This window comes from Streptomyces sp. V3I7 (assembly GCF_030817495.1).
Classification (GTDB): domain Bacteria; phylum Actinomycetota; class Actinomycetes; order Streptomycetales; family Streptomycetaceae; genus Streptomyces.
On record NZ_JAUSZK010000001.1, the window covers coordinates 497,811 to 522,514 of the forward strand.

Annotated in this window: 26 protein-coding genes; 9 read left to right on the plus strand and 17 right to left on the minus strand. The window is 72.0% G+C overall.

From position 1 onward, the window contains the following. Positions 1–240: 240 nt before the first annotated feature. Positions 241–1,194 carry an ROK family protein gene (locus QFZ74_RS02340; protein ID WP_307619103.1) on the minus strand — a complete coding sequence of 318 codons (954 nt, stop codon included), beginning with the start codon at positions 1,192–1,194 and terminating at the stop codon, positions 241–243. Positions 1,195–1,415: 221 nt separating this feature from the next. On the opposite strand from QFZ74_RS02340, the gene QFZ74_RS02345 reads away from it, so the two are divergent. Then, complete coding sequence (locus QFZ74_RS02345) at positions 1,416–2,477, plus strand: LacI family DNA-binding transcriptional regulator (RefSeq protein WP_307619104.1); 1,062 nt, start codon at positions 1,416–1,418, stop codon at positions 2,475–2,477. Positions 2,478–2,484: 7 nt separating this feature from the next. Further along, complete coding sequence (locus QFZ74_RS02350; protein WP_307619105.1) at positions 2,485–3,234, plus strand: hypothetical protein; 750 nt, start codon at positions 2,485–2,487, stop codon at positions 3,232–3,234. A gap of 3 nt (positions 3,235–3,237) precedes the next feature. Here the strand turns inward: QFZ74_RS02350 and QFZ74_RS02355 are convergent, their stop codons facing one another. The 5 genes from QFZ74_RS02355 to QFZ74_RS02375 form a co-directional block, all read right to left on the minus strand. Then, positions 3,238–4,518 (minus strand): aldolase/citrate lyase family protein, encoded by a 1,281-nt coding sequence (locus QFZ74_RS02355; RefSeq protein ID WP_307619106.1) that lies wholly within the window; start codon positions 4,516–4,518, stop codon positions 3,238–3,240. Between the two features lie 174 nt (positions 4,519–4,692). Then, entirely contained in the window at positions 4,693–5,655 is a 963-nt protein-coding gene (locus QFZ74_RS02360) for an electron transfer flavoprotein subunit alpha/FixB family protein (protein ID WP_307619107.1), read from the minus strand. Between the two features lie 53 nt (positions 5,656–5,708). Next, the gene (locus tag QFZ74_RS02365) at positions 5,709–6,497 is read right to left on the minus strand and encodes an electron transfer flavoprotein subunit beta/FixA family protein (RefSeq protein WP_307619109.1); all 789 of its coding nucleotides are present in this window, start codon (positions 6,495–6,497) and stop codon (positions 5,709–5,711) included. A gap of 216 nt (positions 6,498–6,713) precedes the next feature. Next, positions 6,714–7,223 carry a flavin reductase family protein gene (locus QFZ74_RS02370; RefSeq protein WP_307619110.1) on the minus strand — a complete coding sequence of 170 codons (510 nt, stop codon included), beginning with the start codon at positions 7,221–7,223 and terminating at the stop codon, positions 6,714–6,716. Between the two features lie 202 nt (positions 7,224–7,425). Next, entirely contained in the window at positions 7,426–7,809 is a 384-nt protein-coding gene (locus QFZ74_RS02375) for a thioredoxin family protein (RefSeq protein ID WP_307619111.1), read from the minus strand. Positions 7,810–8,058: 249 nt separating this feature from the next. On the opposite strand from QFZ74_RS02375, the gene QFZ74_RS02380 reads away from it, so the two are divergent. Continuing rightward, a complete protein-coding gene (locus QFZ74_RS02380) occupies positions 8,059–8,787 on the plus strand; it encodes a 1-acyl-sn-glycerol-3-phosphate acyltransferase (RefSeq protein ID WP_307619112.1) in 729 nt (242 codons plus the stop codon). A gap of 25 nt (positions 8,788–8,812) precedes the next feature. On the opposite strand, the gene QFZ74_RS02385 is transcribed toward QFZ74_RS02380, so the two are convergent. The 5 genes from QFZ74_RS02385 to QFZ74_RS02405 all read right to left on the minus strand — a co-directional run bounded on the left by QFZ74_RS02385 (position 8,813) and on the right by QFZ74_RS02405 (position 13,534). Then, positions 8,813–9,520, minus strand: coding sequence for a B3/4 domain-containing protein (locus QFZ74_RS02385; RefSeq protein WP_307619113.1), 708 nt, complete (start codon positions 9,518–9,520; stop codon positions 8,813–8,815). Between the two features lie 11 nt (positions 9,521–9,531). Beyond that, positions 9,532–10,125, minus strand: coding sequence for a transglutaminase family protein (locus QFZ74_RS02390; protein ID WP_307619114.1), 594 nt, complete (start codon positions 10,123–10,125; stop codon positions 9,532–9,534). A 96-nt stretch (positions 10,126–10,221) separates the two neighbouring features. Next, positions 10,222–11,292, minus strand: a complete 1,071-nt coding sequence (locus QFZ74_RS02395; protein WP_307619115.1) for a low specificity L-threonine aldolase — start codon at positions 11,290–11,292, stop codon at positions 10,222–10,224. Next, positions 11,289–12,050: an SDR family NAD(P)-dependent oxidoreductase gene (locus QFZ74_RS02400; protein WP_307624023.1), complete on the minus strand. Its 762-nt coding sequence runs from the start codon at positions 12,048–12,050 to the stop codon at positions 11,289–11,291. Before QFZ74_RS02400 ends, QFZ74_RS02395 begins: the two co-directional genes overlap by 4 nt. Positions 12,051–12,136: 86 nt before the next feature. Further along, on the minus strand, positions 12,137–13,534 hold the full coding sequence (locus tag QFZ74_RS02405; RefSeq protein ID WP_307619116.1) for a DUF6421 family protein: 1,398 nt from the start codon (positions 13,532–13,534) through the stop codon (positions 12,137–12,139). A gap of 425 nt (positions 13,535–13,959) precedes the next feature. Here QFZ74_RS02405 and QFZ74_RS02410 point away from each other — a divergent pair, with 425 nt between their 5' ends. After that, complete coding sequence (locus QFZ74_RS02410; RefSeq protein ID WP_307619117.1) at positions 13,960–14,643, plus strand: glycerophosphodiester phosphodiesterase family protein; 684 nt, start codon at positions 13,960–13,962, stop codon at positions 14,641–14,643. 30 nt (positions 14,644–14,673) lie between these two features. Here QFZ74_RS02410 and QFZ74_RS02415 read toward each other — a convergent pair whose 3' ends face one another. Further along, complete coding sequence (locus tag QFZ74_RS02415) at positions 14,674–15,234, minus strand: GNAT family N-acetyltransferase (RefSeq protein WP_307619118.1); 561 nt, start codon at positions 15,232–15,234, stop codon at positions 14,674–14,676. 295 nt (positions 15,235–15,529) lie between these two features. Here QFZ74_RS02415 and QFZ74_RS02420 point away from each other — a divergent pair, with 295 nt between their 5' ends. Next, positions 15,530–15,922, plus strand: coding sequence for a VOC family protein (locus QFZ74_RS02420; protein WP_307619119.1), 393 nt, complete (start codon positions 15,530–15,532; stop codon positions 15,920–15,922). Positions 15,923–15,937: 15 nt separating this feature from the next. On the opposite strand, the gene helR is transcribed toward QFZ74_RS02420, so the two are convergent. From helR to QFZ74_RS02440, 4 genes are all read right to left on the minus strand, one after another. Then, positions 15,938–18,088 (minus strand): RNA polymerase recycling motor ATPase HelR, encoded by a 2,151-nt coding sequence (gene helR, locus QFZ74_RS02425; protein WP_307619120.1) that lies wholly within the window; start codon positions 18,086–18,088, stop codon positions 15,938–15,940. 117 nt (positions 18,089–18,205) lie between these two features. Then, positions 18,206–19,435, minus strand: a complete 1,230-nt coding sequence (locus QFZ74_RS02430) for a glycosyltransferase (RefSeq protein WP_307624024.1) — start codon at positions 19,433–19,435, stop codon at positions 18,206–18,208. A 186-nt stretch (positions 19,436–19,621) separates the two neighbouring features. Next, complete coding sequence (locus tag QFZ74_RS02435; protein WP_307619121.1) at positions 19,622–20,050, minus strand: VOC family protein; 429 nt, start codon at positions 20,048–20,050, stop codon at positions 19,622–19,624. 88 nt (positions 20,051–20,138) lie between these two features. Further along, positions 20,139–20,459, minus strand: a complete 321-nt coding sequence (locus QFZ74_RS02440; protein ID WP_307619122.1) for a GYD domain-containing protein — start codon at positions 20,457–20,459, stop codon at positions 20,139–20,141. 242 nt (positions 20,460–20,701) lie between these two features. Between QFZ74_RS02440 and QFZ74_RS02445 the strand changes: the two genes are divergently transcribed. Continuing rightward, the gene (locus QFZ74_RS02445) at positions 20,702–21,007 is read left to right on the plus strand and encodes a hypothetical protein (protein ID WP_307619123.1); all 306 of its coding nucleotides are present in this window, start codon (positions 20,702–20,704) and stop codon (positions 21,005–21,007) included. A 194-nt stretch (positions 21,008–21,201) separates the two neighbouring features. Then, on the plus strand, positions 21,202–22,170 hold the full coding sequence (locus tag QFZ74_RS02450) for an alpha/beta hydrolase (RefSeq protein ID WP_307619124.1): 969 nt from the start codon (positions 21,202–21,204) through the stop codon (positions 22,168–22,170). A gap of 35 nt (positions 22,171–22,205) precedes the next feature. Here the strand turns inward: QFZ74_RS02450 and QFZ74_RS02455 are convergent, their stop codons facing one another. Beyond that, positions 22,206–22,760, minus strand: a complete 555-nt coding sequence (locus QFZ74_RS02455; RefSeq protein ID WP_307619125.1) for a MarR family winged helix-turn-helix transcriptional regulator — start codon at positions 22,758–22,760, stop codon at positions 22,206–22,208. 297 nt (positions 22,761–23,057) lie between these two features. Between QFZ74_RS02455 and QFZ74_RS02460 the strand changes: the two genes are divergently transcribed. Both QFZ74_RS02460 and QFZ74_RS02465 read left to right on the plus strand, forming a co-directional pair. Then, positions 23,058–23,612, plus strand: a complete 555-nt coding sequence (locus QFZ74_RS02460) for a DUF5134 domain-containing protein (RefSeq protein ID WP_307619126.1) — start codon at positions 23,058–23,060, stop codon at positions 23,610–23,612. Positions 23,613–23,710: 98 nt separating this feature from the next. After that, entirely contained in the window at positions 23,711–24,646 is a 936-nt protein-coding gene (locus QFZ74_RS02465; RefSeq protein ID WP_307619127.1) for a M56 family metallopeptidase, read from the plus strand. Positions 24,647–24,704 lie beyond the last annotated feature (58 nt).

Here is a 24,704-nt window from a genome sequence, read left to right on the forward strand (position 1 = left end):
GTCGCGGGGCGACCGGGCTCCCGTTCCGGGGGCGGCATCGGCCCCGACTCGGCGGCGGGCGGCGTACGGTACGCCGCCCTTGCCTTCCATAAATCTACCGCGCACGGAGTTGATCTCTTGCGCACGGAGCCGTCCCCGCGCTGACGAAGCGCAGCGCGAGCCCCTGCTGGAGCGTATCGGCGCCTACGAGCAGGCCGACCCCGAAGCCAAGTGATCCGGGACGGCTCCCAGGCCGGGCCCTCAGACCCCCACCGCCCTGGCGTCCGGCCTGCCCGCCAGTACGGCCGCCGCCGCGCCCACCAGGCCCGCGTCCGTGCCCATCTGGGCCGGGGCCACGGTCAGGTGCCGGACGAAGGAGAGGGTCGCGTAGGCCGTGAGGGCCTTGCGTAGCGGCGTGAAGAGCACGTCGCCCGCCTTGGCCACGCCCCCTCCGATCACCGCGATGTCGATCTCGACGAGGGTCGCGGTGGCCGCGATGCCCGCGGCGAGCGCCTGTGCCGCGCGCTCGAAGGAGGCCATGGCGACCGGGTCGCCGGCGCGGGCGGCGCCGGCCACCGCGGCGGCGGACGTGTCGCTGTCGGCGCCGGGGCGCCAGCCGTTCTCCAGAGCGCGCCGGGCGATGTTGGGGCCGCTGGCGAGGCGCTCCACGCAGCCGCGCGCACCGCACGGGCACGGGTCGCCGTCGAGGTCGACGCTCATGTGACCGATGTGCCCCGCGTTGCCGGTGGGGCCGGGGTGCAGTCGGCCGTCGAGGACGAGGCCGCCGCCGACGCCGGTCGAGACGACCATGCACAGAGCGTTGTCGTACCCGCGGGCCGCGCCCTGCCAGTGCTCGGCGGCGGTGATGGCCACCCCGTCCCCGATCAGCTTCACCGGAAGCCCGCCGACGGCGGAGCGCACCCGCTCGACCAGCGGGAAGTCACGCCAGCCCGGCACGTTCACCGGGCTCACCGTGCCCGCCGAGGCGTCCACCGGACCCGCGCTGCCGATGCCGAGCGCGCTCGCGCTCCGCCACAGCGGCGACCCGGCGAGCTCGCCGAGCACCTCCGTCACGGCACCCAGGACGGTCTCGCCGTCCTGCCCTCCGGGCGTCGGGCGCTGCGCGCGCGCCTGGATCCGGCCGTGACCGTCCACGAGCGCTCCGGCGATCTTGGTGCCGCCGATGTCGAGCGCCGCCACGAGGTCGGTGTGCATCAGAGTCAGATCTCCCCGTCAACCATGAGAAAGCCTGGCGCGAACCAGGCAGGAACCAGACGAATCCGCAGGCCGGTCCCGCGGTGGGGGCGCGGGCCGACGAATGCGGTGGACAGTCTCTCCCGCTTCTGACAACGTTGTCCAGGTCCTATGCTCGACGCCGACTCATAGGCATCCATGGACCGCAGCACCCCGTGGACGACAGGACAGGACACCGCATCGTGCCCGAGACCACCCGCCGCGCCGACCGCCTCGCACCCCGCGACTCCGGGACCCGCTACGGCAGCCGGCCGACGATGAAGGACGTGGCGGCGCGCGCCGGGGTGGGGCTGAAGACGGTCTCCCGGGTGGTCAACGGCGAGCCGGGCGTCACCCCGGACACCGAGCGCCGGGTCCAGGAGGCCATCGCGGCGCTCGGCTTCCGCCGCAACGACAGCGCGCGGGTGCTGCGCAAGGGCCGCACCGCGAGCATCGGGCTGGTGCTTGAGGACCTCGCCGACCCGTTCTACGGGCCGCTGAGCCGCGCGGTGGAGGAGGTGGCCCGCGCGTACGGTGCCCTGCTGATCAACGGCTCCAGCGCGGAGGACCCGGAGCGCGAGCAGGAGCTGGCGCTGGCGTTGTGCGCCCGGCGCGTGGACGGGCTGGTGGTGATCCCGGCCGGGGACGACCACCGCTATCTGGAGCCGGAGATCAGGGCGGGCGTCGCGACCGTGTTCGTGGACCGGCCCGCAGGGAAGATCGACGCTGATGTCGTCCTGTCCGACAACTACGGCGGCGCCCGCGACGGCGTGGCCCATCTGATCGCCCACGGCCACCGCCGGATCGGGTTCATCGGCGACATGCCCGGCATCCACACCGCTGCCGAGCGCCTTCGCGGCTACCGGGCGGCGATGGACGACGCGGGGATAGCCCTCGAGGACGCGTGGATGTCGCTCGGGGCCACAGACCCGGAGCGGGTGCGCGAGGCTGCCGCCGAGATGCTCTCCGGCCCCTCCCCCGTCACCGCGATCTTCGCTGCCAACAACCGGGTGACCGTCACCGTGGTCCGGGTCCTCGCCGAGCGGACCCGGCCGGTCGCCCTGGTCGGCTTCGACGACTTCGAGCTCGCGGATCTGCTGCGCCCGGGCGTCACGGTCGTCGCCCAGGACTCCGCCGCCCTCGGCCGCACCGCCGCCGAGCGCCTCTTCCGGCGGCTGGACGGCGCGCCCCTCGCCCCGGAGCGCATCGAGCTGCCCACCCGGCTCATCACCCGCGGCTCCGGCGAGCTGCCGCCGGCGGACTGAGCCGCGGGTGACCGGCCGCACGCTGGAGGAACTGGGCCTCGCCGAGGCGCCGCGCGACCATCCGCTGACCTATCCGGGCGCCTGGCCCGTGGACTCCGGGCTCCTCCACGGCGACCGGATGCTGCCGCTCGACCGCCTCGTGCGCGAGGACCGCGTGCCCGTCCTCGCCGTCGGGTCCAACGCCTGCCCCGGCCAACTGCGGCACAAACTGGCCGAGTCCGGGATCACCTCGCCGATCCCGATGGTGAAGGCCCGGGTGACGGGCGTGGGTGTCGGAGTCTCGGCGCACATCAGCCGCATGGGGTACGTGTCGGCGTCGCCCTTCGAAGCACCGGGTGCGGTACGGGAGTTGTTCGTGACCTGGCTCGACGCGCGCCAACTGGCCGTCGTCGACGCGAGCGAGGGCGTACCGCTGCCCCACGGCCACTACGACCGCGCCTGGCTGCCCGCCCCCGGCGTACGGATCGAACTGGGCGACGGCAGTACGCTTCCCGGCGTCCACGCGTACGTGAACCGGCACGGCGTCCTGCACGACGGCGTCGTCACCCCGCGCGAACACCTGGGCGAGCGGCCGCTCCTGGCTCAGCTTCCCGGCGAATTACCCTCTCTGAGACGGCTGTTCGGCGGCACGCCGGAGGAGTTCTGCGCCCGGGCCCGCGCCGACGAGAAGCTGTGCGAGCGCGGCACGCGGCTGCTCGCGGACGAGGGGTGGGCGACGGCGTCCGGGCTCGAACGGTACGTGGCACCGGCGCCGTAGAGGTCACCGCCGCGGCGTGGCGAAGCCCTCCAGGTCGGCCCGGGTCATCCCCGTCGCACCGACCACCTCGTCGAGGTCGAGCGCCCCGCAGTCGAGCCCGCGCAGCAGATGGCCGCTGAGGGCCTTGGCGGTGGCGGGCTCGTCCATGACGTCGCCGCCGGCCCGGTCGGCGTACCGGGCGAGCCGCGTGGCGGCGTGCGCGAACCCCTCGCGGTAGAAGGCGAACACGGCCGCGTACCGGGTGGGCAGATGGCCCGGGTGCATGTCCCAGCCCTGGTAGTAGGCGCGGGCCAGCGCCCGTCGCGTGAGCCCGTAGTGCAGCCGCCACGCATCGTGGACCCGCTCGGTCGGCCCGACCGGCAGGACGTTGGTTGAGCCGTCCGACAGCCGTACGCCCGTCCCCGCCGCGGCCACCTGCATGATCGCCTTGGCGTGGTCGGCGGCGGGGTGGTCGCTCGCCTGATGAGCGGCGGAGACGCCGAGGCAGGCGCTGTAGTCGAAGGTGCCGTAGTGCAGTCCGGTGGCACGGCCCTCGGCGGCCTGGATCATCCGGGCGACCGTCGCGGTGCCGTCGGCGGCGAGGATCGCCTGGCTGGTCTCGATCTGGATCTCGAAGCCGATCCGGCCGGGCGCGAGGCCGTGCGCCTTCTCGAACGCCTCCAGGAGCCGTGCCATCGCGGTGACCTGCTCGGCGTACGTCACCTTGGGCAGCGTCAGCAAAAGCCCGTCGGGCAGCCCACCGGACTCCATCAGCCCGGTGAGGAAGACGTCGAGAGTGCGGATGCCCCGGTCGCGGACACCGGCCTCCAGGCACTTCATGCGGATGCCCATGTACGGGGCCGCCGTACCGTTCTCGTACGCCGCCGCTATCAGCCGGGCCGCGCGGGCCGCCGCCTCGTCCTCCTCGGCGTCGGGCCGGGAGCCGTAGCCGTCCTCGAAGTCGACGCGCAGGTCCTCCACCGGCTCCCGCTCCAGCTTGGCGCGGACGCGCGAGTACACGGGCTCGGCGAGGGCGTCGGGCAGCCCCAGCACGGCCGCGAACGAGGCGGCGTCCGGGGCGTGTTCGTCGAGTGCGGCCAGCGCCCGGTCGCCCCAGGTACGCAGGGTGTCGGCAGCGAAGGCATCTCCGGGGACGTACACCGTGTGAACGGGCTGGCGGCCACCCGGGTCCCCGGGGTAGCGGCGCTCCAGGTCGGCGTCGACCCGGGCGAGGAAGGCGCCGATCTCCTCGCCGACGGCGCCCGCGAGGGTCGTCGCCACCTTCTCCTGCCGTCCCTGAGCCATCCACGCCTCCGCGCTCCACGGTACGGAACCAGCGATCCGTGCGCGAAGTTATCCGGACGCCTTCTCGCTGGTCAACACCGCTTCGATGGCGCCGGGCCCGCCCCGCGCCCCCGGACAGCCCAAGGCCCCCGCGACCGGCGTGGGTCGCGGGGGCCTCGTACAGCGTGGTGGGGATCAGCCCTTGCGGGTCTTGATCTCCTCGGTGAGCTGGGGGACGACGTCGAACAGGTCGCCGACGACGCCGTAGTCGACCAGGTCGAAGATCGGGGCCTCGGCGTCCTTGTTGATCGCCACGATCGTCTTCGAGGTCTGCATACCGGCGCGGTGCTGGATGGCGCCGGAGATGCCGTTGGCGATGTACAGCTGCGGCGAGACCGACTTACCGGTCTGGCCGACCTGGTTGGTGTGCGGGTACCAGCCGGCGTCCACCGCGGCACGCGAGGCGCCGACGGCCGCGCCGAGCGAGTCGGCGAGGGCCTCGATGATGCCGAAGTTCTCGGCACCGTTGACGCCACGGCCACCGGAGACCACGATCGCGGCCTCGGTCAGCTCCGGGCGGCCCGTCGACTCACGCGCCGTGCGGCCGGTGACCTTGGTGCCGGTCGCCTGGTCCGAGAAGGTGACGGACAGGGCCTCGACGGCGCCGGCGGCCGGGGCGGCCTCGACGGCGGCGCTGTTCGGCTTGACCGTGATGACCGGGGTGCCCTTGGAGACACGGGACTTGGTGGTGAAGGACGCGGCGAACACCGACTGGGTGGCCACCGGGCCCTCGTCGCCGGCCTCGAGGTCGACGGCGTCGGTGATGATGCCGGAGCCGATGCGCAGCGCCAGACGGGCGGCGATCTCCTTGCCCTCGGCGGAGGAGGGGACCAGCACGGCGGCCGGGGAGACGGCCTCGTACGCGGCCTGGAGGGCGTCCACCTTGGGGACGACCAGGTAGTCGGCGTACTCGGCGGCGTCGTGGGTGAGGACGCGGGTCGCGCCGTGCTCGGCGAGCGTGGCGGCGGTGTCGGCGGCACCCTTGCCGAGCGCGACGGCGACCGGCTCGCCGACGCGGCGGGCCAGGGTCAGCAGCTCCAGGGTGGGCTTGCGGACGGCGCCGTCCACGTGGTCGACGTAGACGAGGACTTCAGCCATGGGAATGCTCTCCTGCGGGGATGAGTTGAGGGGCGGTCAGCGGCTGCGGGGCCTTAGATGAACTTCTGGCCCGCGAGGAACTCAGCGAGCTGCTTGCCGCCCTCGCCCTCGTCCTTGACGATCGTGCCGGCGGTGCGGGCCGGACGCTCGGCCGCGGCCTCGACCTTGGTCCAGGCACCCTCGAGGCCGACCTCTTCCGCCTCGATGTCCAGGTCGGACAGGTCCCAGGACTCCACCGGCTTCTTCTTGGCGGCCATGATGCCCTTGAAGGACGGGTAACGCGCCTCGCCCGACTGGTCGGTGACGGACACGACGGCCGGGAGGGCGGCCTCGAGCTGCTCGGAGGCGGCGTCGCCGTCGCGGCGGCCCTTGACCGTGCCGTCCTCGACCGAGACCTCGGAGAGCAGGGTGACCTGCGGGACGCCCAGGCGCTCGGCGAGCAGGGCGGGGATCACACCGGCGGTGCCGTCGGTGGAGGCCATGCCGGAGATCACCAGGTCGAAGCCGGCCTTCTCGATGGCCTTGGCGAGCACCAGCGACGTGCCCATGACGTCCGTGCCGTGCAGGTCGTCGTCCTCGACGTGGATGGCCTTGTCCGCGCCCATGGACAGCGCCTTGCGCAGGGCGTCCTTGGCGTCCTCCGGACCCACCGTCAGAACGGTGACCTCGACGTCGTCGTCCGAGTTCTCGGAGATCTGCAGCGCCTGCTCGACCGCGTACTCGTCCAGCTCGGAGAGCAGGCCGTCCACGTCGTCGCGGTCGACGGTCAGGTCATCGGCGAAGTGCCGGTCGCCAGTGGCGTCGGGCACGTACTTCACGGTGACAACGATCCTCAAGCTCACGCCGGCTCTCCTACTGCATCGTCTTTTCTGGGCTGCCTCTTGCAGGCAGCATAGGCGCCTCAAGCGGCCGATCCCGGTCGGGGCGTCCGCACGCTCCGAACGAAATATTACTCGTCAGTACACCCAGTTCATCCCCGCTGAGCAAGCGCTTTGAACTGTGACCTTCGCAACGCAGCGTAACCGGAACCGGACGGCTTCGCAGGCCGGGGACGGAGATCAGTCACGCAGGCCGTTGTAGCGGCCCTGGTGGTACAGCAGCGGCCGGCCGGTGCCCGCGGGATCGCCGAGGACGACCTCGCCCAGCACGATGCGGTGATCGCCGGCGGGGAAACGCCCGACGACCCGGCACACCAGCCAGACCAGGACGTCGTCGAGCACGGGAACGCCCTCGGGCCCCTCGCGCCAGGCCGTCGCCGCGCCGAAGCGGTCGGCTCCGCTGCGGGCGAACGTGGCGGCCAGCTCCTGCTGGTGCTCGCCGAGCACATGGACGCCGACATGGTCGGCCGTGGCTATCGCGGGCCAGCTGGAGCCGCCCGTCCCGACGCCGAACGAGAGCAGCGGAGGCTCCGCGGAGACGGAGCTGAGCGAGGTGGCGGTGAAGCCGACCGGTCCCGTGGCGCCACGGGCGGTGATCACCGCGACCCCCGCGGCGTGCCGTCGGAAGGCGGAGCGCAGCAGGTCGGGCGAGGCGAGCCGGGGGCTGCCGAGGTCGGGCGAGGCCGTCATGGAGCTGTCCTTCTGCGGGCGGTGACGTACGGGTCGTGGCTGCTCAACGGCCCGGACAGCGCGCGGTGCGAGCACGGTCGGCGGCGACCTGCGCGGGGAGAAGGAGGTCCGTACACATGGGGCCAGGCTGACGAGTCGTCGTACGCGCAGTCAAGTACGTCCGGGGATGTGGGAGATGACTCACCTCGGCCGCGGCGGACCTTCACACCGCCTCCCCCAACGCCGCGATGACGTCCGCCTTGCGGGGCTGTCCGGCGGCCCGCCGCACGATCCGGCCGTGCGCGTCGAGGACCAGCACGGTGGGCGTCTTGAGGATGTCCAGTTCGCGTACGAGCGCCAGGCGGGCCTCGGCGTCGATCTCGACGTGCCGCACGCCCGGGACCATTGCGGCGACCTCGCCGAGGATGCGCCGGGTCGCGCGACAGGGGGCGCAGAAGGCGGTGGAGAACTGCACGAGCGTGGCCCGCTCGCCGAGTTCACCGCCGGGCCCGAGCCCGAGCCGCGCCGCTTCGAGCCGTTCGCCGTCGTCTGGTCCGCCTGGTCCGCCTGGTCCGCCTGGTCCGCGCACACCCATCACCTCAGTCATCCTCTGCGACAGCGTCGGTGACCCCCTATTGATTCCCGATTGATTTCCGTCTTACCGGGCCTCGGGCACGATAGGCGGGGCCGAGGCTCCGATAGGCCGACGTGACGAGGATCTCGCCGCCGTGCGGCGTCAGGACTGGCTACCGGCCTGTTAATCCGGCACGATCTGCGAGAGTCGTAAACCTACGGCTGCGTAACTTTCCGGCCGGGAGTCATCTCCGCGGCGGAGCAGGAAGGGTTCAACCCGCCCATGGCAGAGCTGGTCTATCGTCCCGTCGTCGGCCTCGCCCTGACGATGTTCAAGGCCTGGGACCTCAAGATCGACGTCAAGGGATCGGAGAACATCCCGCGATCCGGCGGGGCGGTGCTGGTGAGCAATCACATCAGCTACCTGGACTTCATCTTCAACGGCCTGGCGGCGCTGCCGCAGAAGCGCCTGGTGCGCTTCATGGCGAAGGAGTCCGTCTTCCGCCACAAGATCTCGGGCCCGCTGATGCGCGGCATGAAGCACATCCCGGTGGACCGCAAGAACGGCGAGGCGGCGTACGCGCACGCCCTGGACTCCCTCAGGTCCGGTGAGATCATCGGGGTGTTCCCGGAGGCCACGATCTCGCAGTCGTTCACGCTGAAGAGCTTCAAGTCGGGCGCCGTGCGCCTGGCCCAGGAGGCGGGTGTGCCGCTCGTCCCGATGGCGGTGTGGGGCACGCAGCGGCTGTGGACCAAGGGCCAGCCGCGCAACTTCAAGCGCAGCCACACCCCGATCACGGTCCGCGTCGGCGAGGCGCTGGAGGCTTCCCGCGACCAGTACGCCGGCGCCCTCACCCGCCGTCTGCGCGAGACCGTCCAGGAACTGCTGGACGCCGCCCAGCGCGCCTACCCCGGCCGCCCCAAGGACGCAGGCGACTCCTGGTGGCTCCCGGCCCACCTGGGCGGCACGGCCCCGACGCAGGAGCAGCTGCGGGCGGCGGAGGCGCGCTGACGCACAGGGCGGCGGCCGCCTCGCCTCACGCCTGAGAGACGGAGACGGCGGCGCCGGCCTCGATCCGCGCACCCGGGCTGAACTTCTCCAGCAGCTCGGCCAGTTCGGCCCCCGCGGCCTCGGCCTCGGCGACCGGCATCGGGGCGAGGGTCTCCAGCAGGAACAGGCCTGAGGTCGTCTCCTCGGTGAGCCGGGTGCGCGGACCCTGGCGCCAGTTCCAGCGGCGGCAGGTGACACCCGCCTCGTCGCACCATACGACCTCGCCCGCGTCCGGGTGCTCGACGGTCTCCTCGCCTCCGGCGACGGTCACGAAGTCCTCGTCCCCCGTGGCCCGCAGAAGCCGCATCCCGCCCTGGATGCGGTCGGTGTCCTCGCCGCCGACGGGGACGAGGTGGGCGACGCTGATGGCGTTGTAGAGGTCGACGAGCAGGTTGATCCGTGGCAGCCCGGCCTCGGACAGCGCCCTCTTGGCCAGCGCCTCCGCCGAGTTGCGGGTCCGTGACGGCTTCGATCCGAACCCCGCGTACACCTCGCGCCAGGCCGCCATGTGCGGGTCCTCGTGCGGCGCACGCCCCGCCAGCCGTACGGCGAGACGCCGGGCCGCGTCGTCGAGAAGCGCCGAACTGGCCTCGGTGCTCGGCCCGTTGACGAGGTCGTGCGCCTCGATGGCAACGTAGGTGAATCCGGGCGCGAGCACGCGCACGTCGTCGGACACGGTCAGCTTGAGATCCATCTGCCTTCGCCTCACAGCGCGGTGGGGAGCGTCTTCCACAGGTACGGCCGGTCGGGCGCAGCCCGAAGGGCGCGGAGGACGGCCGGATGGGGTTCAGCATACAGGACCGGGTAGTCCATCTCATTGGACTCGGGGTCGGCCACCCAGGCCAGCCGCTCACCGTCGAGGGAGAACCGCGCGTCGACACCGGGCTTGTTGCCGCGCGGGTCCTGCCGGTGCCACGCTCCGCGGAAACGGACGGCGACCAGTCCGTGCACGACATGTCCGGAACCGTCGTCGTGCGCCAGACGCTGGTAGCACAGCCCCGCCGGGATGCCCTCGGCCCGCAGCAGCGCGGCCAGCGCGTGGACCTTGGCGTGACAGATGCCGGTGCCCTGCTCCAGCACGTCGGAGGCGCGCCAGGTGACGCGCGGGTCACCGCTGTCCGCGGAGTGCGGGATCTCGTCGCGCACGAAAGCGAACGCGGCACGCGCATAGTCATACGAGTCCGCCGCACCCTCGGCCAGACGGGAGGCAGTCGCCCTGACCAGCGAATGACGGTGATCGATGGCATCACCGGCGGCCAGATAGGCGGACAGGCCAGGGGTGTCCTGGATCAGCTCCATACCCGCGGAGCATAAGAACGCGACCACCGGATCGTCAATGACTTTCCTTGTGGCCGCATACCTATGCTAGCAATCAACCTGCCGCGCACGTGGGCGCTAGCGCGCCATTTCCTCCTTCAGCGCCGCCACGAACGCGTCCACGTCCTCCTCCGTCGTGTCGAAGGCGCACATCCAGCGGACGTCGCCCGCGGCCTCGTCCCAGAAGTAGAAGCGGAACCGCTTCTGCAGGCGCTCGCTCACGTCGTGCGGGAGGCGGGCGAAGACGCCGTTGGCCTGGACCGGGTAGAGGATCTCCACGCCGTGCACCGCGCGGACGCCCTCCGCGAGGCGCTGGGCCATCTCGTTGGCGTGGCGGGCGTTGCGCAGCCAGAGGTCCTTGGCGAGCAGGGCCTCCAACTGCACCGAAACGAAGCGCATCTTGGAGGCGAGCTGCATGGACATCTTGCGTATGTGCTTCATGCGCCGGACGGCGTCCTGGTTGAGGACGACGACCGCCTCGCCGAACATGGCGCCGTTCTTCGTCCCGCCCAGCGAGAGGATGTCGACGCCGACGGCGTTGGTGAACGTCCGCATGGGGACGTCCAGGGACGCGGCGGCGTTGGCGATCCGGGAGCCGTCCAGGTGCACGGCCATGCCGCGCGCGTGGGCGTGCTCGCAGACCGCACGGATCTCGTCGGGCGTGTAGAGCGTGCCGAGCTCCGTGCTCTGGGTGATCGACACGACCTGCGGCATCGCGCGGTGCTCGTCCTCCCAGCCCCAGGCCTGCCGGTCGATCAGCTCGGGCGTGAGCTTGCCGTCCGGCGTGGGCACGGTGAGCAGCTTGAGTCCGGCCATGCGCTCGGGGGCGCCGCCCTCGTCCACGTTGATGTGTGCGGACTCGGCGCAGACCACCGCACCCCAGCGGTCGGTGACCGCCTGGAGTGCCACGACGTTCGCACCGGTGCCGTTGAAGACCGGGAAGGCCTCCGCCGTGGCGCCGAAGTGGCTGCGGACGATCCGCTGGAGGTTCTCGGTGTACGCGTCCTCGCCGTAGGCGACCTGGTGGCCGCCGTTGGCCAGGGCCACGGCGGCGAGCACCTCGGGGTGCACGCCGGCGTAGTTGTCACTGGCGAAACCGCGGACCTCGGGGTCGTGGTGGCGACGCGCGTCGGTCTTGGGACGGTTCACGGCTTCTCGGTCAGCCACAGACGTTGTCCGTTCACTTCCGGGGCGGGCATGCTCCAGACGCCCTCGATGGCCTCGGCCAGATCCTTGACGTCCGTGAAGCCCGCGAACTTCGCGTTGGGCCGCTCGGCACGCATCGCGTCGTGGACCAACGCCTTCACCACCAGGATCGCAGCCGCCGACGTCGGCCCCTCGGCGCCCTCGGCCTTCCCGGCCTTGCGGAAGTAGTCGGCGAGCGCCAGCGTCCACGCCTCGGCGGCGGCCTTGGCGGCGGAGTACGCGGCGTTGCCCGCGGTGGGCTTGCTCGCGCCGGCCGCGCTGATCAGGACGTACCGGCCGCGCTCACTGCGCTGGAGCGCCTCGTGGAAGGCGAGGGAGGTGTGCTGGACGGTCTTGACGAGCAGCATCTCCAGCAGGTCCCAGTCGTCGAGACTGGTCTTGGTGAAGGTCTCGCTGCCGCGCCAGCCGCCCACCAGGTGCACGAGCCCGTCGACGCGCCCGAAGTCCTTCTCGATGTGGTCGGCCCAGTCCCGGGTGGACTGCAGGTCGAGCAGGTCGACCGTGTCACCGACGACCGTGGCACCGCCGTGCGCGTAGCGCGCCGCGTCCACTGCCTCCGAGAGTCGCTCGGGGTCGTTGTCCGCCGCGACGACGGTCGCCCCCGCCTCGGCGAGCCGGAGCAGGGTCGCCCGCCCCGCGGGGCCGCCCGCACCGGCCACCGCGATCACCGCACCGCTCAGCGGCCCGTTGCCGTTCTGCATGTTCTCCTCCTGAGCCGTGTGCGCGGTGAGCGCGGTGCACGCCGTCTCCGGCGCGTCGTCCTCGGTTCTGTTGTCGGTGCCGTGGGTCACGCGGCGGCCCGCGTGGTGCCGTCGGCGGTGATGCCCTTGGTGGAGGCAATCACGTTCTTCAGCTTCTTGGCCAGCGCCTCATAGAACATGCTCAGCGGAAACTCGTCCGGAAGCACGTCGTCCACGAGCTTGCGGGGCGGCAGCGAGACGTCCAGGGCGCCGGGGCCCTTGGCCCACTTGGAGCCGGGGTGCGGCGCGAGGTAGGTGGCGACGAGCTCGTACCCGGCGAACCAGTGCACCAGCTTGGGGCGGTCGATGCCGTCGCGGTAGAGCTGCTCGATCTCGCCGCAGAGCTGGTTGGTGACCTGCGGGGCGCGCTCCCAGTCGATGGCGAGCTTGTTGTCGGTCCAGCGGACGACGTCGTGCTTGTGCAGGTAGGCGAAGAGCAACTGGCCGCCGAGGCCGTCGTAGTTACGCACCCGCTCACCGCTGACCGGGAAGCGGAACATGCGGTCGAAGAGCACCGCATACTGCACGTCGCGCGCCTGCGGGACGCCGTCGGCCTCGAGCTGGACGGCCTCCTTGAAGGCGGTCAGGTCGCAGCGCAGCTCCTCCAGGCCGTACATCCAGAACGGCTGGCGCTGCTTGATCATGAACGGGTCGAACGGCAGGTCGCCGTGGCTGTGGGTGCGGTCGTGGACCATGTCCCACAGGACGAAGGCCTCCTCGCAGCGCTTCTGGTCGTGGACCATGGCGGCGACGTCCTCGGGCAGCTTCAGGCCCAGGATGTCGACGGCGGCCTCGGTGACCCGGCGGAAGCGCGCGGCCTCGCGGTCGCAGAAGATGCCACCCCAGGAGAAACGTTCCGGCGCCTCACGTACAGAGATGGTCTCCGGGAAGAGGACGGCCGAGTTGGTGTCGTAGCCGGCCGTGAAGTCCTCGAAGGTGATGCCGCAGAACAGCGGGTTGTCGTACCGCGTGCGCTCCAGCTCGGCCAGCCAGTCGGGCCAGACCATGCGCAGCACGACCGCCTCGAGGTTGCGGTCCGGGTTGCCGTTCTGCGTGTACATCGGGAAGACGACCAGGTGCTGGAGGCCGTCGGCGCGGCCCGCCGCGGGCTGGAAGGCCAGCAGCGAGTCGAGGAAGTCGGGTACCTGGAATCCGCCCACGGACCAGCGGCGCAGATCCGTGACGAGGGCCTCGTGATAGGCGGCGTCGTGCGGCAGCAGCGGGGCCAGTCGTCCGACGGCGTCGATCACCTGGCGTACGGCCTCCTCGGCGTCGGCCCGGTCCGGTGCGCCCTCGGCGTCGAAGTCGATCGCCCCGTCCTTGGACTGCCAGGGCCGGATCCGCTCCACCGCGTCCTTGAGCACGGGCCATGCAGGATGCTCGATCACCCTGACTCCGGAAGGAGCCTTCCCCTCCGCACTCACCTGCACAAGCATTTCCGTCATGTCCCATCCTCCACGGGAGAACCTCGCGTAGGAACACCGTATGCAGATGGGGTTTCACCCAGCAAGGGGGCAAGCAGGAAATTATCCTGCCCCTCCACTGAAGAACCGCTGTTTTTCCTGCCGGATCCGGGGAAGGCGCATGGTTCGGCCGCATCGACCCCCTCCGGGCCGACGGCGGGTACGGGGACGGTACGGTCCAGTGCGGCGGGTCAATCCCCGGCGGACTCGCCCACGCCAGGGTGACGGCCGACGGGGGTACGGGCCAGGTGCGGGCCCGGTGCGTCCGTCCCCGTCACCGCAATCCCGGCGCAGGCGCGGGTCCATCGGCACACCGGGCGATTAGGCTGCGAATCTGCCGCGCGGGCAGCGACGTCCGTCAGGTCCGCGCGGGTACCGAGCCGCCGTCGACGGAAGCGAGTTGAACGTTGAACTTCCTTACCATCGGTCACCGCGGAGTCATGGGCATCGAGCCCGAGAACACCCTCCGTTCCTTCGTCGCCGCCCAGCAGGCCGGCCTCGACATCATCGAACTCGATCTGCATCTGAGCAAGGACGGCGCCCTCGTCGTCATGCACGACGCGGAGGTGGACCGTACGACCGACGGCAGCGGGCCGATCGCCGAGAAGACCCTCGCGGAGCTGCGCGCGCTGGACGCCGGGCGCGGCGAGCGCATCCCGGTCTTCGAGGAGGTCCTGGACGCCGTGAAGGCCCCGCTCCAGGCCGAGATCAAGGACGTTGCGGCCGCCCAGGCGCTGGCCGAGGTGATGCACCGTCGGGACCTGGTGTCGCGCGTGGAGGTGATCTCGTTCCACGACGAGGCGATCGCGGAGATCGCCCGCCTGGTGCCGGGCGTGCGCACGGCGCTGGTGGCCAGCCGCTACGGCACCGATGTCGTGGACCGGGCCACCGCGGTCGGCGCCTCGACCCTGGTGCTCAACATCCGGCGGCTCACCCTCGAGGTCGTCGAGCGCGCCCGCAAGGCGGACCTGCGGATCATCGGCTGGGTGGTGAACACCCAGGACCATCTGCGGCTCGTACGGGCCCTGCAGCTGGACGGCGCCACGACCGACTACCCGGAGATCAAGCGGACGGGCCGCTTCACGGCGTGAGTCGCGGTGCCGCGGCTCACCGCATGAACGTCACTCCGCCGACGCGCGCCCGCACGCCAGCGGCTTGACCAGCAGCTCGAACCGCAGGTCGTCGCGCTGCGGGATGCCGAACCGCTCGTCGCCGTACGGGAACGGCGTCATCCGTCCCGTACGGCGGTAGCCGCGCCGCTCGTACCAGGCGATGAGGTCGTCACGCACGGAGATCACGGTCATGTGCATCTCGGTGACGCCCCAGTGCTCGCGGACCTGCCGCTCGGCCTCCGCGAGGACCGCCTTGCCCAGGCCGCCGCCCTGCTGCTCGGGGCTGACCGCGAACATGCCGAAGTAGGCGTGCTCGCCGCGGTGTTCGAGCTGGCAGCAGGCGACCACCCGGCCGTCTCGCTCCACCGTCAGCAGCCGGCTGCCCGGCGCCCTGACGACCTCCAGCACACCCTCGGGATCGGTCCGCTGACCCTCCAGGATGTCCGCCTCGGTCGTCCACCCGGCCCGGCTGGAATCTCCGCGGTACGCCGACTCGACCAGCGCGACGAGCACGTCCACGTCGGCGTCGGTGGCGTCCCGGAAGCTCAGCCCGGTGCTGGTGGTGTCCATGGGGGCGGTGTCCACGGGCGTGGCTCTCCGATCTGTGGCGCGGCTCGACACGCACGAGGGTAACCGGCCATGAGGGCCCGTCCGGCGGATCAGGTCGCAGAAAAGCTACGGCACCTGATCAACACAGGTGAGCGGGGTCTGGTGCGTGCAGCTGCAAGGCGGAGGAGGGCGTCGACGCGATGGGGGTCCCCCGCGCGAGCGGAGCCGAGCGTGTGCGACGACAACGCCGCAGATGGGCGTGCCAGACCCCGCGGCTGCGGCATGATCCGCCGGACAGGCCCTAAGGTGCGGACGCATGGTGCACGTACTCAGCAGCCGAACCCTGCTCCGCCCCACCGACCCGGAGCGCTCCCGTGCCTTCTACGGCGACCAGCTGGGCCTCGCCGTCCACCGCGAGTTCGGCACGGGCCCGGAGCGGGGCACCGTCTACTTCCTCGGCGGCGGCTTCCTGGAGGTCTCCGGCCGCTCCGACACCCCGCCGTCCCCGGCCCTGCGGCTGTGGCTCCAGGTCGAGGACGCGGCCGCCGCGCACAAGGAACTCCTGGCGAAGGGCGTCGAGATCGTACGGCCGCCGGTGAAGGAGCCGTGGGGCCTGATCGAGATGTGGATCGCGGACCCGGACGGAACGCAGATCGTTCTCGTGGAGGTCCCGGCCGACCACCCGCTGCGGTACCGGCCGGGAATCTAGGATCTTCCGTCTGGATCAGGCGGGGCTCGTGAGGACGACGAGCTGCCGGGTCGCGCGGGTCATCGCGACGTACCGGTCGACCGCTCCCTGGACTCCGTCGCCGAACTCCTGCGGGTCGACGAGGACGACCAGATCGAACTCCAGTCCCTTCGACAGCTCGGGTGTCAGCGAGCGGACGCGCGGCCTCGCCGCGAAGGAGGGGTCGCCGATGACACAGGCGGTCCCCTCGGCGTGGGCGGCGAGCCACGCGTCGAGGACCGGCTCCAGGTCCGACACCGAGCCGTGTGCGACGGGGACGCCGCTGCTGCGGATGGACGTCGGCACGTTGGCGTCCGGGAGCGCGGCCCGGACGACCGGCTCGGCCTCCGCCATGATCTCCTCCGGCGTCCGGTAGTTGATGCTCAGGGAGGCGAGGGTGATCCGGTCGAGGCCGACCCGCTCCAGCCGCTCCCGCCACGACTCCGTGAACCCGTGCCGGGCCTGGGCCCGGTCCCCGACGATGGTGAAGCTCCGGGACGGGCACCGCAGCAGCAGCATCTGCCACTCCGCGTCGGTCAGTTCCTGCGCCTCGTCCACGACGACGTGCGCGAACGGACCGGCGAGCAGGTCGGGTTCGACTCCTGGCAGCGCGGTGTCGTCGACCAGACTGTCCTGGAGATCCCGCCCGCGCAGCATCGTCACCGCGCCCTCCCCGTCGTCGTCGGCGGCGAGGATGGTGTCGATGACCCGGGCCATCCGCGCGCGTTCGGCCTCGGCGGACGCCGCGCGCCGACGCTCGCGCCGAGCCGCCTCGGGGTCGCCGAGCCGCTGCCGCGCCGCGTCCAGGAGCGGCAGGTCGGACACCGTCCAGGCCTGGGCGTCCGCGCGCTGGAGCCTGCGTACCTCGTCGGGGGCGAGCCAGGGGGCGCACATCCGCAGATAGGCGGGTACGCTCCACAGGTCGCCGACGAGATCGGCGGCTTCGAGCAGCGGCCACGCGCGGTCGAGGGCTCCGGCCAGCTCCCTGTCGCCGCGGAGCGCCCTGCGGAACGCCTCGGGCGAGGCGTCGCCGTCGTACTTGTCCCGCAGGATCGTGAACAGCGCCTCCCGGATCTGCTCGCGCGCCTCGTTGTGCGGTGTGCCCGGCTCGGCCGCTTCGAACGCCTCGGCCCAGTCGGCGGCGCTGAGGTGGAGGTCGGTCCAGCCGAGCGTGACCGTCATCGGCTCGGTGGGCGGTTCCTCGTAGAACCGGACGGCCGTCTCGATCGCCTTCACCATGTCCGCGGACGACTTGAGGCGGGCCACGGCCGGATCGGGCTCTTCCTTCGCCTCGGCCCCCTCGGCGACGAGGTCGCGCAGGATGCAGGTCTGTACGCCCTCCTCGCCGAGGCTGGGCAGGACGTCGGAGACGTAGCTCAGGTAGGGCCGGTGCGGGCCGACGAAGAGCACGCCGCCCCGGCGGTGTCCGAGGCGCGGGTCGGAGTAGAGGAGGTAGGCGGAACGGTGCAGGGCGACGACCGTCTTGCCGGTGCCCGGACCGCCGTCCACGACGAGGGCGCCGCGCGAACCGGCGCGGATGACGGCGTCCTGGTCGGCCTGGATGGTGCCGAGCACGTCACGCATCCGAGGCGACCGGTCGCCGCCGAGGCTGGCGATGAAGGCGGACTGGTCGTCGAGCGCGGCGTGGCCTTCGAGCCCGTCGCCGGTGAACACCTCGTCCCAGTAGTCGCTGATGCGGCCGCCGGTCCAGCGGTACCTGCGGCGGCTCGCCAGCCCCATCGGGTTGCCGTGGGTGGCCCCGAAGAACGGCTCGGCCGCGGGCGAGCGCCAGTCGACCAGCAGCCGGCGCCCGGTGCTGTCCGTCAGGCCGAGCCGTCCGACGTACACGGGCTCGGAGCCGTCGGCGCCGGCCATGTGCCCGAGGCACAGATCCAGACCGAAGCGGCGCAGGGCGCGCAGGCGGGAGGTCAGCCGGTGGATCTCCACGTCCCGGTCCATCGCCTGCCGGCCGAGGCCACCGGGCGCCCTGCGCTCGGCGTCGAGACGGTCGTTCAGTTCGGCGATCGACTGCTCCAGGCACTCGGCTATGGCCGCGAAGTGCTCCTCGTCACGGGCGATCAGCGCCGGGTCTGCCTTGGCCGCGAGCCGGTCGGGCAGGTCGAAGGCGCTGGTGGTGAGGGAGTTCATGTCATCAACTTTCTGAGTCCGCTCGCGATCGGGGCGCGGGAGGAGGGAGGGGGGAAGGGGGCCGGGGCTGCCCGCCCGGCGGTCGGTCGGTCGCGGAGGGCTACGGACCCTGGTTGTTCACGCGGACACAGGTGCCCGGTCCCGGCTGACCACGTCGAGCAGCAGCCGCGCGGCCACCGCCGCCCCGTCGGTGCCGACCGTGCCGGCCACGACGGCCGCCCGCGCGCGGGTCTCGGGCGCCAGGGCCGTGGCGAGCGCGGCCGACAGGGAGGAGTACGTCGGCGTCGGCCCGTCGTGTGCCACGCCGATGCCCAGGTCGGCCACCCGGCGGGCCCAGTACGGCTGGTCGGTCGCCTGGGGGACGACCACCTGCGGCACCCCGGCCCGGGCCGCGGTCGTCGTCGTACCCGCGCCGCCGTGGTGGACGACGGCGGCCACGCGGCGGAACAGCGCCTGATGGCTGACGTCGCCGACGACGAAGCAGTCCTCCCCGTCGTCGACCAGGACCAAGTCCGCCCAGCCGCGGGAGACGACCACGCGACGCCCCTGCGCGCGGACCGCCTCGACGGCCACCCGTGCGACGTCCCTCGCCGCGAGCATGGGCATGCTGCCGAAGCCGACGTACACCGGCGGTGTGCCGGCGTCCAGGAACGCCACGAGCTCGTCCGGGAGAGGGGTTCGGTCCGGCAGGATCCAGGCGCCGGTCTGGACGACGCCGAGGTCCGGCGTCTCGCGCCACGGGTCGAGGACGGGGTCCGTCGCCAGCCACGGCCGGTCGCCGACGACGTAGTCCCGGACGTGGGTGACGGGCGGCAGGCCGAGCGAGGCGCGGTTCGTGTTGAGCGCCGCCCCGAACAGCGCGTCGATGCTCCGCGCGTCCAGGTCCCACAGCGTCCGGTTGCCGGTCACCTCCGGCGGGAACGGACGGCCCGGGTACGCCAGCGGCGGATGGTGCGGCGACGGCAGGGTGAGCTGCTGGAAGGTCACGGACACGGAGGGGATGCCCAGTTTCTCGGCGACCGACCGTGCACCGGCCGCGGCCGGCATGACGCCGGTCGCCACCAGCACATCGCAGCCCTCGGCCGCCGCGACGAGCGTGGCGAACTGGTCGGCGATCAGCTCCGCCGCGCGCTCGGGCAGGGAGGACGGCGGCGGCGCGGCGGTCGTCAGCGCCCGTGCCGAACGGCCGACCGGAACCAGCGGTACGCCGACACCGGCCAGCCGCCGCGCGAAGTCCTCGTCCGGCGGTGCACAGACGCGTACCTCCGCGCCGAGTTCCCTCAACCGCACCGCGAGCCTGGCCAGCGGCTCGACGTCCCCGCGCGACCCATACGTAGACAACAGCACACGCACTTCGCGACTCCCCCCATGTCCACCGGTTTCTGGCTGCGACCGTCGATTGTGCACGACGACCGGGCCCTTGCCGCAAGGCCCCCCATGCGCTATACCTTGAGAGTGGCAAGGAGCGGCTGAGCTCCTTGCCTTCGTTGTTTTTGAGGGCTGTTGGTTTTGAGGGCTCGCAGGAGGCTCAGCTCAGTCGAGACAGAATTCGTTGCCCTCGACGTCCTGCATCACGATGCACGAATCGTTGCCGTCGTACAGGAGTCGCACGCGTACCGCGCCGAGCGGGATCAGCCGTGCGCACTCGGCTTCGAGCGCCGCGAGGCGCTCTTCACCCACGAGCCCGGTGCCGACCCGCACGTCGAGATGCACCCGGTTCTTGACGACCTTGCCTTCGGGAACGCGCTGAAAGAACAGTCGCGGGCCCACACCTGAGGGATCACTGCATGCGAACCATGAGCCCTGTTCCTCAGGAGACCGGGAGCGGTCGAAATCGTCCCACGTGGCGAACCCCTTCGGTGGCGGCGATACGACGTACCCGAGCACCTCGCACCAAAAGCGAGCGACGCGCTCGGGTTCCGCGCAGTCGAAGGTGACTTGGAACTGCTTGATCGATGACATCGGCGCACCATAACAGGGGGCTCCGCCGGTCATCTCCCGGTAGGAACCCGCCTGTTGACGACCACCGGTGGGCGCTGTGTCCGCCTCACTACGCGCCGGGAGCGCGGAAAGTGACGTCCCGGCGCGCGGCCTCGTCGATCTCCTCGACGGTGAGGAGCGGGGTGGCGCGGGTGTGGAGGGCGCCGCTGGCCTTGACCTTGAGGCTGACGGCCGCCATCGAGAGCGTGTCGGGGAAGTCGACGATGAGCACGACGTCGTCGGCCCCGAAGGCGAAGTACATGGTCTCGACCGTCCCGCCGAGCCCGCTGACGAGCTGCTCGACCGCGGCCCGGCGCCCGCTGCCGCCCTCCCCCAGCAGCCCCCTCGTGCCCTCGGTCGTGTAGGTGGCCTGGATCAGGAACTTCGGCATAGGGCTGCTCCCTGCCCGTCGTTTTCCGGTGTTCTGAGTGCCCTTCCCGGCCCGGGTGACCTGCCTCGCGCCGCACCGTCGGATTCACTCGTTGGAACCCGGGCCCCTCCTGATCGGGCGGGGGTTATTTGTGGGCTGGGTGAGTGAACTGGGTTGCCCTGCCCGAGAGTTGGGGGTTCACGCACGGTAGCCCTGGGGCGAGCCCGCAGCGAAGCGGGAGACGTATGCGTAGGAGGTCGAAGGTGCGAGGAATTCTGGTGTCCCTGGTCGCGGCGGGAGCGGTGCTGAGTTCCGCCGGAGCGGCTCCGGCGGCCGAGCGGGCGGCGGACGGAGACGTGGTGATCTTCTCCACGGAGGTGCAGCCGCTGGACGTGATCCACGATCCGGCGGGGTGCAAGACGCTGCCCCTCGCCGCACACGTCCTGGCGAACCGGACGGACGGGCCGGTGAAGGTGTACGGCAACCCGTTCTGCGTCGGACCCGCGTTGACGGTACAGCCGGGGTACGGAACGCACGTGCCGGGCGGCGCGGGGTCGTTCTCGTCGTAGCACCGGCGCCCTCCGGGCTCGGGCGCGGGCCCGGGCCGGCACTCCGCTCTCGCTCATCGGCACGTATCAGCCACGCCACGCGAACGGGCGGCGCCGGGTGGCCGGCGCCCGGGGGCGGTGGGTGAATGGTCGCGGAGTCCGGGTGCGGGCCCTCCTTCCGCGGTTTCCGCAGTGCAGACGGGGAGTGAATCGAGATGGCTGCCGACATGCCCGTCACGCCGGTGCTGGAGCAGGCCGCGGCGGACTTCGCCGCCGCTACCGCGAACCCGCCCTACCTGTTCGATCTGGGGCCCGTCGAGGGGCGCGACACGGTCAACGAGGTGCAGGCCGGTGAGGTCCACAAGCCCGCGGTGGACGAGGAGTGGGTCACCGTTCAGGGCGGCCCAATCGGGACGGTCCAGGCCCGTGTCGTCCGGCCGCCCGGCGCCGTCGGTCCGCTGCCGGTGATCATCTACATCCACGGCGCGGGCTGGGTGTTCGGCAACGCCCACACGCACGACCGCCTGGTGCGCGAGCTGGCCGTCGGCACGGGCGCGGCGGTCGTGTTCCCGGAGTACGACCTCTCCCCCGAGGCGCGCTACCCGGTCGCGATCGAGCAGAACTACGCCGTGGCCCGCTGGGTCGTGAGCGACGGTGCCGCGGGCGATCTGGACCCCACCCGTATCGCGGTCGCCGGCGACTCCGTCGGCGGCAACATGAGCATCGCGCTGACCCTCATGGCCAAGGAACGCGGCGACGTCCCGATCATCCAGCAGGTGCTCTTCTACCCGGTCACGGACGCGAACTTCGACACCGGCTCCTACGAGCAGTTCGCCACGGGCTACTTCCTGCGCCGCGACGCCATGCGGTGGTTCTGGGACCAGTACACCGACGACCCCGCGCAGCGTGCCGAGATCACCGCCTCGCCGCTGCGGGCCACGCCCGAGCAGCTGGCCGGCCTGCCTCCGGCGCTCGTCATCACCGCCGAGGCCGACGTCCTGCGGGACGAGGGCGAGGCCTACGCGAGCAAGCTCCGCGAGGCGGGCGTACCCGTCACGGCGGTCCGCTACGAGGGCATCATCCACGACTTCGTCATGCTCAACGCGCTGCGCGGCACGCACGCCGCCGAAGGCGCCATCAACCAGGCGATCGAGGTCCTGCGCACGGCGCTCGGTACCGCGTGAGGTTCGGGGTCGGCCTGTCGGGGCGGAACAGCACCTCAGGCATGCAGCACCGCGTCCGCCCGCCGTTCCAGGTGACTCAGCAACTCACCTAGCAGGGCGGCGAGTTCGGCTTGGCTCTTCGGGGTGAGGGCGGAGAGGACGGCTCTTTCGAAGGCGAGCTGCTCGGGCATCAGGGTGTCGACGAGTCCGCGGCCCGCGTCGGTCAGGCGGACGTGGGCCACGCGCCGGTCGCGTGCGTCGCCGTGGCGTTCGACCAGGCCGCGCTCGGTCAGGTGCTTCACGCGCTTGGTGACGGCGGCTCCGGAGGAGAAGGTCTCCCGTGCCAGCTCGCTCGGGGTCAGTTCGCGGCCGGTGCGGCGCAGCGCGCCGAGGAGGTCGAACTCGGGACGGCTGAGATCGGCACGGTGCAGCGGGGCGTCCTCGGCCTGCTGGAGGAGGGCGGCGCAACGGTTGATCCGGCCGACGATCTCCAGGGGGACGGTGTCCAGCTCGGGGTGCACGGTGTGCCACTGGCGCACGACCGCGGCGACGGTGTCCTCGCTCGCCCCGTCCCCCTCACCGGCCGCCCCCCGGTGGTTCCTCGCCGTCATGGCCGTACGCCCTCCGTTGTGCGGCCCGTGCCTTGGTCCACCAGCGCGAGCCGCTGACCTCGTACCTTTGCGGCGAGCGTACGTCGTCCGGGCCGTTCGGCGGGTGCGACCCGCTCCCGGGGCCGGGGTGCTGCCCCCACCTTGGTGACACCTCGCCCAGCCGCTTTCCGAGCCGCGCCGTCCACCACCGTGCTCCGCGGACGCTCCCCGCGTACACCCTTGCGCTCGCGTGCGCGCCGGATGTCCTGGGCATCGCACCCTCGACGGACGTCGAGCGGGGAAGGGGGAGGTGCGCGCGTGCACGGACCGGCGTCGCCCGGCTGGCTGCTCGTCGCGCTCTGCGCGGCCACCGGCGCCTACTGTCTGCTGCGGATGCGCAGCAGCGTCGAGGAACAGCGGAGCGCCGCCGGCGGCGATGCGCTCATGGGCTTCGGCATGGCCGCGATGGCCGTGCCCGCCGCGGCGTTCACGCCGCCGTCGTGGGCGTGGCCTGCGTACGCGGCCGTGTTCGGGGCGGCCGCGTTGCGCGCCCTGTGGGCGGTGCGCGGCAGCCGTCACCACCTGCACCACCTGATCGGAACCGCGGCGATGGTCTACATGGCGGTCGTCATGGCCGCCTCTCCCGGCTCCGGCCACCAGGGGCACGGGGGTGCGGGAGTCCCCTCGGTGACCGGGGCGCTGCTTCTCTACTTCACCGGCTACGTGCTGCTGACCGGGGTGCGCCTCGTGCCCGGTTCGGTCGCCGTCGCCGCCTCCGGGGGACAGCCGGGGTGGCGGGATCGGCCGGAGCTGGCGCGGGCGTGTCGGCTGTCCATGGGGATCGGGATGGTGGCGATGCTCCTCGGGCTCTGACACACCGAGCCGGAAGGCAGTACGCGCCGCGTTGCCTGCGTCACTTTGCCGAGGCCCCCCGTACCCCTGAACCGCCTCCCGCTCGTAGGGTGTTGGCCATGATGGTCCCCGCAGCACTGCTGCTGCTCGGCGCCCTGGCCGCCGTCGTCGCTCCCCGGCTGCTCGCGCGGGCCGACTGGCCGGACCGCGAACCCGTGGTCGCGCTGTGGGTGTGGCAGTGCGTCGTGGCCGCCGTACTTCTGTGCTGCGTGCTGTCGATGACCCTCAGTGCGGCCGCGGCCTGGCAGTCGGTGCGCGGGAACGTCTTCGCTCCGGCCCCGCCCGCGGTCGTGGACGCGTATGCCCTGGGGGCAACCAGTCCTTGGGCGGCGGCGACCGCGGTGGCTCTGGCGTGCGGCGGGCTGTGGAGTGGGGCGATGCTCGTCCGGGAGGTCGTACGCGCCCGCAGGCGGCGTCGGCTGCGACGGGCCGAACTCCTCGTGCGCGCGCCGAAGTTGCCGGGCGAGGAGTCGGGCAGTGACCGACTCGTCGTGCTGGAGGGCGAGCGGCCGGACGCCTGGTGGCTGGCCGGTGCCGCGCCGCGACTCGTCATCACCACGGCGGCGTTGCGGCGCCTTCAGGAGCGGCAGCTGGACGCGCTGCTCGCCCATGAGCAGGGGCACGCGCGGGCCCGGCACGACTGGTTGCTGCACTGTTCGGCCGCGCTGGCGGACGGCTTCCCGCAGGTTCCGGTGTTCGCGGCGTTCCGCGACGAGATGCACCGGCTGGTCGAACTGGCCGCCGACGACATGGCCTCGCGCCGCTTCGGCCGGCTGACCACGGCGCTGGCGCTCGTCGAACTCAACGAGGGCCGGGGCGTGTTCGGCCCGGGTCCCACCCCGCAGGCCCACGTCCCGCAGCGTGTGCACCGCCTGCTCACTCCCCCGGACCGCCTTCCGGCGATCCACCGCCTGCGTCTGACCGCGGCGGCCGCGCTCGTCCCCGCGATCCCGGTACTGGTGGCCTTCGTACCGGGGCTCCAGGCGCTCCACTAGCCGTTCTCACGAATCGCCGGGGCGGACCCGGACTGTGCGCCCGCACATCGGCGAGGAT